This is a genomic window from uncultured Pseudoxanthomonas sp. (assembly GCF_947498795.1).
Taxonomy (GTDB): Bacteria; Pseudomonadota; Gammaproteobacteria; order Xanthomonadales; family Xanthomonadaceae; genus Pseudoxanthomonas_A.
The window spans coordinates 1-9,776 of sequence record NZ_CANMLQ010000020.1 but is presented as its reverse complement, the minus strand read 5'-3'; the positions used below and the strand labels follow the sequence as shown (position 1 = coordinate 9,776).

Sequence of the window (9,776 nt, the reverse complement as noted above, 5' to 3'; positions counted from 1 at the left end):
GGTTAAGTGCAAAAAGTGGTTGATGGCCGAGCCAGGAGCCCGACCCTGCCGCCGTCTTGTTCTGTGCAATATCTGGTTGACGCCCAGCTCCGTGGTGCTATTCTCTATCGTGCAAAAAGCGGTTGGAGAAGAGCATGGCTGAGGGCAATGGATCTGGCTTGTCACTGGCGGCGGAGTGCTGGAAGAACGCCGAAGACCTTTGGGGCGACTTCAAGCACACGGACTTTGGCAAGATCATCCTGCCGTTCACGCTGCTGCGCCGCCTTGAGTGTGTTTTGGAGAAGTCCCGCGAGGCCGTCGCAGCGGCACATGCGGAGCACAAGGACAGCGGGATCGATCTCGACCTGATCCTGCGACAGGTCGCCGGCTACCCCTTCTACAACACGTCGAGTTACGCCCTCGCGACGCTGGGTAGCACCAAAACGCGGCAGAACCTTCAGGACTACGTAGCGCGGTTCTCGGACAACGCTCGCGTCATCTTCGAGCAGTTCGACTTCACAAACACCATCATCCGCCTAGACAAGGCGGGTTTGCTCTACAAGATCTGCAACAACTTCGCTGGCATTGACCTGCACCCCGATCAGGTTCCCGACCGGGAGATGAGCAACCTCTACGAGCACCTGATCCGGCGCTTCGGCGCGGAGGTTAACGAGGGTGCCGAAGACTTCATGACGCCTCGCGACGTGGTGCATTTGGCAACCACGCTACTGCTGGATCCGGACGATGAGCTGTTCGAGGCCAATCCGGGCCTGATTCGCACGCTGTATGACCCCTCCTGCGGCACGGGCGGCTTCCTCTCGGACGCCATGAGCCACGTGGCCGACTACGGCAGCCGCTTCAAGGTGCCGCCGGTCCTCGTGCCCCACGGGCAAGAACTGGAGCCCGAAACCCACGCGGTCTGTCTGGCTGGCATGCTGCTTCGAACCTTGGCGTCCGATCCTGGCCGGGATTTGTCCCGGAACATCAAAGGGCCGTACAGCACCCTGTCGCGGGACGCGTTCGCCGGTGAGCGTTTCCACTATTGCTTGGCCAATCCGCCGTTCGGCAAGAAATGGGAGAAGGACCAGAAAGCCGTCGAAGACGAGCACAAGGAGCTGGGCTACGCCGGCCGCTTCGGCCCGGGTCTGCCGCGCATCAACGACGGTTCGATGCTGTTCCTGCTGCACCTGGCCAGCAAGCTCGAGCTGCCTGAGAAGGGCGGCGGACGTGCCGCGATCATTCTGTCAGGCTCGCCGCTGTTCAATGGCGGCGCCGGTTCTGGCGAGTCGGAGATCCGGCGCTGGCTGCTGGAGAACGACCGGGTCGAGGCGATCATCGCCCTGCCCACGGAGATCTTCTTCCGCACTGGCATCGGCACATACCTCTGGATTCTGTCCAACAAGAAACCCGCGCACCGCCGGAACCGGGTTCAGCTGATCAATGCCACCGGCCTGTGGACTTCGATCAAGAACGAAGGCAACAAGCGCCGCAAGATCAGCGACGACCAACAGCGCCAGATCGCCGACCTCTACGCTGCCGCAGAGAGCGGCGAGTTCAGCCGCATGCTCGAGTACCGGACCTTCGGTTACCGCCGCATTCGTGTCCTGCGCCCGCTGCGCATGCGCCTCCACATCACGCGCGACAACCTGGCTAAGCTGTGGAACGAAAAAGCTTGGGCCAAGCTGACGCCTGAGCAGCAGTCCGGCTGGCAGATGGCCTTGTCCGCGCATCTGGACGAGGAGCAGCCGGTGGCTTGGGCGGAAACCTTCATTGCGCAGGCCGTCCGAGAGGATGCCACGCTTGGCAAGGTGGGCAAGCCCTTCCTCAAGGCCTTGGTCAACGCACTGGGTGTTCGCGACCCGGAGGGTGACGAGGTGACCGACGCCGACGGCAATCCCGTGGCCGACAGCGAGCTGACCGACTACGAGAACGTGCCGCTGACCGAGGACGTCCGCGACTACCTAGCCCGTGAGGTGCTGCCGCATGTGCCGGACGCCTGGCTGGATGAAACGTTCCGCGACGACAAGGACGGCGAGATTGGCCGGGTCGGCTACGAGATCAACTTCAACCGCTACTTCTACAAATACCAGCCGCCGCGCAAACTGGCCGACATCGACTCCGAACTGAAGCAGGTCGAAGCTGAGATTGCAGCCCTGTTGGGCGAAGTGACCGAGTGAGGATTGGAGCGAACCATGGCCGCAACCAACTTCAAGACCGAGAACAACACGTTCCGGAAGCTCATCGGCAACGGGTTGACCTACCGCATCCCGCGATTTCAGCGCGACTACAGCTGGACGCAAGAGGAGTGGGAGGATCTCTGGGCTGACATCCAGGGAACGCTCAGGGCTGACGGCGAGACCGCCCACTACATGGGCTACCTCGTGCTGCAGTCTGCTGACGACAAGTCGTTCGACGTGATTGACGGCCAGCAGCGACTGACGACCATCAGTCTGATCGTCCTCGCTATCCTCAAGAACCTCCAGCGTTTGATCGATGCTGGCAATGAGCCCGAGGCGAACACCCGCCGACGCGACCAGATCCGCCAGACCTATGTCGGCTACTTGGATCCCGTCACGCTTGTCGCCCGGCCAAAGCTGACGCTCAACCGCAACAACAACCACTACTTCCAGACCTATCTCGCATCGTTGGGGCATCTTCCCCAGCGTGGATTCCGCGCGTCCGAGCACGCGCTTCGCAAGGCTTTCGAATGGTTTGATCGGCGGGTGGCGGAGTTCCTGCGGGCGAGCACCGGCGAGGAGGGGATGCGCCTTGCCAAGCTCGTGGAGGACATCAGCGACCGTCTTTTCTTCACGGTCATTACCGTCACGGACGAGCTCAACGCGTACAAGGTGTTTGAAACCCTGAATGCGCGTGGTGTCCGCCTCTCGGCTACCGATCTGTTGAAGAACTACCTGTTCTCGGTGCTCGATCGGGGCGGCGAGGCTGATCACGAGCTTCGCGCCCTCGAAGATCGCTGGGAATCCATCGTCGGGCGGCTACAGTCGGAGAATTTCCCCGATTTCCTTCGCGTCCACTGGAATAGCCGCCGCAGCTTTGCGCGGCAGGCCGACCTGTTCAAGACCATTCGTGCGCAGGTGGGAACGCCGGAAGCGGTGTTCCAGCTTCTGCGCGACATGGAAGAGGATCTTGATACCTATCTCGCTTTGTCGTCGCCCGAAGTTTCGGACTGGTCGCCAGAGGACAAACAGCTGGCCGGCGTACTCAAGACCTTCCGGGTTCGTCAGCCCTATCCCCTGCTGCTGGCAGGAAAGCGAATTTTTGACGCCCCCGACTTTACTGGCCTGCTGCGGGCGACAATGGTGATCTCGATGCGCTTCAACGTGATCGGTTCGCAAAGTACGGCCGAGCAGGAACGCAAGTACAACGAAGTTGCTGAGCGTGTCGCGAAGCGCGAACTGGATCGGCTCGGCGCGTCGCTTCCCTTGCTGCGGAGCATCTACCCTGACGATGCGGCGTTCCGGACGGCGTTCTCCGAGAAGACCATCCGCACCACGGACTCCCGAAACAACCGAGTCGTACGCCTGATCCTCTGCGCTATCGAGAAGCACCTGTCTGGTCATGCCCATGATTTCGCCAGTGATGCGTTCAACATCGAGCATGTTCTGTCGCAGAACGCGCCGGACAACTGGGGTGGCATCGGCAACGACGATGCAGAGGCGCTGGTGTATCGGTTGGGCAACATGACCTTGATGCAGGCCGGCGCGAACCGGGATGCGGGCAACGCCGAGTACGCCCAGAAAAGAGATGCCTACCGGGCCAGTGGATTCGCGATCACCCGGAAAATCGGGGAAGAGAACGCCGAGTGGACGCCTGAGCGCATTGCCGCGCACCAGAACTGGATGGCCTCACAGGCGACCGCCATCTGGCGCATCGCGCAACTGAGCTGAGGCGCTAATGAGCCAATACAAGCCTTACCCGACGTACAAGGATTCGGGGGTCGAGTGGATTGGGCAGGTGCCTGCGCATTGGGAAACACTGCCCATTAAACGTGGTGCCGGCCTGCGAAATGAACGTCGCACCGATTCGCCTGAAGGTTGGGACTACGTCGGTCTCGAGGACGTCGAGGCCGAATCAGGAAGGTATGCGCCGACGGGAACTGCATCGCGGCAGTCTGAAGACTCGATGGTTGGTGTGTTCCGTGCCGGTGATGTGCTGTACGGAAAGCTGCGACCGTACTTGCGGAAGGCAATCGTAACTGGTGACGACGGGCTGTGTTCCACCGAGTTTCTCGTTCTGCGGCCAGGACGCTCATCCGCACCATGGTTGCATCGGTGGCTGCTCACAACAGAAGTAACGCAGCAAATTGAGGCTGGATGTGACGGCGCAAAGATGCCGCGTGCGGATTGGGATCACGTTGGCTCCGTACCCATGCCGCTTCCACCCCCAGCCGAGCAGTCCGCCATCGCCGCCGCCCTCGACCGCGAAACCGCCCGCATCGACGCGCTGATCGCGAAGAAGACCCGCTTCATCGAGCTGCTGAAGGAAAAGCGCCAGGCGCTCATCACCCATGCCGTTACCAAGGGCCTTGACCAGAACGTCAGGATGAAGGATTCCGGCGTGGCGTGGATTGGGGAGGTGCCGGAGCATTGGGAGTTGGCGCAGCTCGGGAAGCTATCGGTCTCACGCTGTGATGGGCCTTTCGGCAGCGGATTGAAGTCAGAGCACTACACTGACTCTGGCGTCAGAGTAGTTCGGCTGCAGAACATTGGATGGGCGCGGTTCAAGGCCGGAGATGCTGCCTACATCGCATTTGACTACTGGCAAAGTGAGTTGGGTGGTGGTCATGACGCCATTCCGGGCGATGTTCTGATCGCCGGATTGGGCGATGAAAACAACTTGCTTGGACGTGCCTGTGTCGTTCCAGACGATATCGGCAACGCGATAGTGAAGGCGGACTGCTACCGATTCCGCGTTGGTCCGCGAGTCTTGCCCGAGTACGTTGCCCTCACCTTGTCGGCAACGTCACGCGCGGAGTGTGGGTTTCTGGCGACAGGGGCTACCCGTGATCGGTTGAACTTAACGCTGGCGAGCGCTCGGCGGATTCCTGTACCACCGATCGAAGAGCAGCGAGAGATCGTCGCTGCGGTTCACCGTTCCGCCACGCGCCTCGACGAGCTGATGGCGAAAGTGGATTGCAGCATCGCCCTCCTCAAAGAACGCCGCTCTGCCCTCATTACCGCCGCCGTCACCGGCCAGATCGACATTCGGGAGGCCGCATGAACGGCGATACCGCACACCGCGAAACGCACTTCGAGGCCTACATCGTCGCTCAGCTCGAAAAGCGCGGCTGGCTAGTGGGCGACACCCGCCACTACGACACCGAGCGCGCCCTTTACCCAGATGACCTCGTGGCCTGGCTTGACGCCACGCAGCCGGAGAAGTGGGCCAAGCTTTGCAAAGACCACCCGGCCGACCCGCGCGGCGCGCTGATGGACCGGCTGGCCAAGACACTGGAGGCCGATGGCACGGTGCAGGCGCTGCGCCGGGGCTTCGCCATCGCCGGCTGTGGGCACATCGATCTCTCGGAAGCTGCGCCCGAGGATGCGCGCAACGCCGAGGTGACCAAACGCTACCGGGCCAACATTCTGCGCGTGGTGCCGCAGCTCAAGTACCACCCGGCCCGCGAGCTGGCGATTGACCTCGTGTTCTTCATCAACGGCGTGCCGGTCGCCACGGTGGAGGTGAAAACCGACTTCACACAGTCGGCCGCCGCGGCGGTGGAGCAGTACAAGACCGACCGCCTGCCGCAAGACCCCAAGACCAAGCGCCGGGAGCCGCTACTGACCTTCAAGCGCGGTGCGGTGGTGCATTTCGCGCTGTCGGATTCCGATATCCAGATGGCAACCAAGCTGGACGGCGAGAATACCTTCTTCCTTCCATTCAACCAGGGCAACGAAGGCCATGCCGGCAATCCGGCACGTAAGGACGGCGAGTATCCGGTGGCCTACTTCTGGGAGAAGGTGTGTCAGCGCGATACCTGGCTACGCATCTTCCACAGCTTCGTCTACGTCGAGAAGAAGGATGTGGTCGACCTGAAGGGCAATTGGTCGAAGAAGGAAACCCTGATCTTCCCGCGTTACCACCAGTGGGATGCGGTCAACGCCATGATCGCTGATGCCAAGGCCAATGGCCCGGGCATGCAGTACCTCTGCGAGCACAGCGCCGGATCCGGCAAGACCAGCACTATCGCCTGGACCGCGCACGACCTGATCCGCCTGCGCCGTGACAACGGCGAGCCGATCTTCCACAGCGTGATCATCGTCACCGACCGCACGGTGCTGGACAGCCAGTTGCAGGATGCGGTGAAGCAGATCGACCACCAGTTCGGCGTGATTGCGGCTATCGACCGGCAGAAGTCCAGCAAGTCGAAGAGCAAGCAGCTGGCCGAGGCGCTGCTCAATGGCACTCCGATCATCGTGGTGACCATCCAGACTTTCCCTTACGCCATGGAGGCCATCGTTACCGAGAAGGGCCTGAAGGATCGAAGCTTCGCCGTCATCATGGACGAGGCCCATGCCTCGCAGACCGGCACGAACGCCACCAAGCTGCAGGCGGCCCTGTCGCTGGGTAGCAAGGGCGATATGGCGGGCATGAGCGTCGAGGAACTGCTGGAGCAGCTCCAGAAGTCACGTGCGCGCCCGAAGAACCTGAGTCACTTCGCTTTCACCGCTACGCCCAAGCATTCGACATTCATGCTGTTCGGGCGCACCCAGGATGGCGGTAAGCCCAGCAAAACGAATCTGCCGGCGGCATTCCATAAGTACCCGATGCGGCAGGCCATCGAGGAGGGATTCATCCTTGACGTGCTCAAGGGTTACACGCCGTACCAGACGGCCTTCAATCTCGCCAAACAGCTCGATGATACCCAGCGCGTCAGCGGCAAGGCCGCGAAGCGGGCTTTGGCGCAGTGGATGAGCCTTCACCCCACCAATGTTACGCAGAAGGTGCAGTTCATCGTTGAGCACTTCAGCAAGAACGTGGCTGCGCTACTGGACGGCAAGGCCAAGGCGATGGTGGTGACCAGCTCGCGTGCCGCCGCGGTGCGCTACAAGAAGGGGTTCGATGCTTACATCGCCAAGCACACCGAGCATGCGGGGATCCGCTCGCTGGTGGCCTTCTCCGGCAAGTTGACTGGGAAGCAAGTCATGCACAGCGACGACGAGCGCCTGAACGGCGACGTGTTCGTGGTGGACGAGAAGGAGGAGTTCTCCGAGCTGAGCATGAATCCCGGAGCCTCCGGTCAGGACCTGCGTATCGCCTTCGAGCGCCCCGAATACAGGGTGATGCTGGTGGCGGATAAGTTCCAGACCGGCTTCGACCAGCCGAAGCTGGTGGCGATGTATATCGACAAGAAGATCGCGAACGATGTGGAGATCGTGCAGACCTTCTCGCGCTTGAACCGCACCGCGCCGGGCAAGGACGAGACCTTCATCATCGACTTCGTGAACAGCCCGGAAAACGTCAAGCTGGCGTTCTCGAAGTACGACGACGGCGCGCTGATCGAAGAAGCGCAGGATCTGAACGTTGTCTACGACATCAAGAAGCAGCTGGATGCCCACGGCCTGTATGAATCTGAGGACTTGGAGGCGTTCAAGCAGGCCCGCTTCAAGAGCCTGCGGGACATCACGCAGGCTCAGGAGCCTCAGCACAAGGCGCTGTACGCCGCCACCGAGCGACCGTCGCGGCTCTATAACCAGAAGCTGAAGATGCTCCGCGATGCCATCGCCACCTGGGAGTTCGCGTACGGCAAGGCCCGTGCGAACAAGGATGAGGCCGGCATGAAGTCGGCGGACCATCAGCGCAAGGATGCGGCCGAGCAGTTGGCCGCCCTGATGGGCTTCAAGAGTGGTCTGGCGCGCTTCTGCCGCGCCTACGCCTACATCGCACAGCTGATCGATTTCGGCGACCCCGAACTGGAGAACTTCGCCGCGTTCGCCAAGCTGCTGGGCAAGCGATTGGACGGCGTACCAGCTGACCGGGTCGATCTGAAGGGGTTGGTGCTGTCGGGATTCGACATCAAGACGCGTGCGGAGGGCGCGGGTGAGGAGCCCAAGAAGCCGACGCTCAAGCCCATCGGTGCCGGCGGCGGCGGAAGGGCCGATGAGCCGAACTACCTGAAGGAGATCATCGACCGGCTAAACCGTTTGTTTGGTGATGCCACACCACTCCGCGATCAGGCGATCTTCGTCAATCACATCGCCGCCATCGCGAAGGAAAGCGACGTGGTGATGGCACAGGTAGAAAACAATTCCCGCGAACAGGCTCTCAAGGGCAACCTGCCGGGCGCGGTCCAGCAGGGCGTGGTGCGTGCGTTGACCTCACACCAGAAACTGGCCACTCAGGTCCTCAAGGCTGACCGTCAGGCGATGGCAGCGCTGACCGACATCATCTATGAGCTGATCAGGGATCGTCGGTCCATCGATCTGGACGACCTGAATGCTTGATCTTCTGAACCTGCCGGGCGTGAAGCCGGTGGACCTTCAGAGTTCGCAGGGGGTCATCACCATCACCGCCGAGGTCATCGAGGCCACTCCGCCAGCGTGCCCGGAGTGCAGCAAGCCGCTCTACCGGCATGGGCATCGCCGAATCGAGTTCGCCGATACCCCTCAGCAAATGCAGCCGGTGCGGCTGGTGATTAATCGGCCGCGTTACCGCTGCGAGTCCTGTGGTAAGACCATGACCTTGGATTTGCCCTTCCTCGATGAACGACGACGGGCGACCCAGCGACTGGTCGGAGCCATCCGGGAGCGCTGTCTCGGCATGACGTTCCGAGGATTGGCTGAACAGACGGGTCTTGCGGTCAATACGATCAAGAACATCGCCCAAGATCTGATTGAGGAGCTTGAAGCGACCGTCCGCTACGAGACCCCGGTGATCATGGGGATCGACGAGCTCAACCTCGCGGGCGGCTATCGCTGCATCATCACCAATCTCGCCACCAACAGCGTGTTCGACATGCTGGAGGAGCGAACGAAGGCGCACATGAAGCCCTTCTTCAGGGATCTCCCGGATCGAGACCGTGTGGAATGGGTTTGCACCGATATGTGGCGCCCGTTCAAGGAGTCGTATGGCCCCTACCTCCCGAATGCCCGACTCGTGATCGACAAGTTCCATGTGGTGCGCATGGCGTCGGACGCCCTGGAAGACGAACGCAAGAAGCATCAGTCCGCACTCGAGCGAAACGAGCGGTTGAAGGTCAAGAAGTCGATTCGCTGGCTGACACTGAAACGACCGAGCTCCTTGTCGCCGCAGGAGGAGGAGGCGCTGAAGCTCGTCCGATCCGGCATACCGCTGCTGGCGGAGGCCTACGACTTCAAGGAAGCCTTCTACGGAATCTACGACGAGCCCGACAAGGCGAATGCAATGCGTGCATTCGAAGCATGGGAGAACTCGCTGCCCGAGGGGCGCTTTCCAAAGTTCCACGCATTGGCGCGGACCGTCCACAACAACTACGAAGACATCTTCGCGTACTGGGATGCACCAGTTCGGTTGACCAACGCGTATACCGAAGGTCTGAACGGCTTGGTCAAGGTGGCCAATCGGATGGGTCGCGGGTACAGCTATGAAATCATCCGAGCCAAGACGCTGTACGCGAAGCATGCCCGCAAGGTCGGCAGCCTACTAAGGCAGCCTCCGGCGGCAGAGGTTCCAACCAGCGGCGTCCAGAATCAGGTCGAGTACGGGCCGCACATTCCAACCTTGGTGGAGCTGTCCGACTCAGGAGAGCTGGGCTGACCTCTGGCTCTGTTCCAACCACATTTTGCAAATAGCCAAAA

General features: G+C 61.2%; 5 protein-coding genes. All 5 read left to right on the top strand.

The genetic code is table 11. The features are described 5' to 3' along the window. Positions 1–134: 134 nt before the first annotated feature. The 5 genes from Q0907_RS18870 to Q0907_RS18850 are packed head-to-tail and all read left to right on the top strand — an operon-like array spanning position 135 to position 9,735. Positions 135–2,156: a class I SAM-dependent DNA methyltransferase gene (locus Q0907_RS18870; RefSeq protein WP_299347572.1), complete on the top strand. Its 2,022-nt coding sequence runs from the start codon at positions 135–137 to the stop codon at positions 2,154–2,156. Between the two features lie 15 nt (positions 2,157–2,171). Then, positions 2,172–3,887, top strand: a complete 1,716-nt coding sequence (locus Q0907_RS18865) for a DUF262 domain-containing HNH endonuclease family protein (RefSeq protein ID WP_299347570.1) — start codon at positions 2,172–2,174, stop codon at positions 3,885–3,887. Between the two features lie 7 nt (positions 3,888–3,894). Further along, on the top strand, positions 3,895–5,220 hold the full coding sequence (locus Q0907_RS18860; RefSeq protein ID WP_299347569.1) for a hypothetical protein: 1,326 nt from the start codon (positions 3,895–3,897) through the stop codon (positions 5,218–5,220). Beyond that, positions 5,217–8,444 (top strand): DEAD/DEAH box helicase family protein, encoded by a 3,228-nt coding sequence (locus Q0907_RS18855; RefSeq protein ID WP_299347567.1) that lies wholly within the window; start codon positions 5,217–5,219, stop codon positions 8,442–8,444. The genes Q0907_RS18860 and Q0907_RS18855 overlap by 4 nt, the downstream gene beginning before the upstream one ends. Beyond that, positions 8,437–9,735, top strand: coding sequence for an ISL3 family transposase (locus tag Q0907_RS18850; RefSeq protein ID WP_299347565.1), 1,299 nt, complete (start codon positions 8,437–8,439; stop codon positions 9,733–9,735). The genes Q0907_RS18855 and Q0907_RS18850 overlap by 8 nt, the downstream gene beginning before the upstream one ends. Positions 9,736–9,776 lie beyond the last annotated feature (41 nt).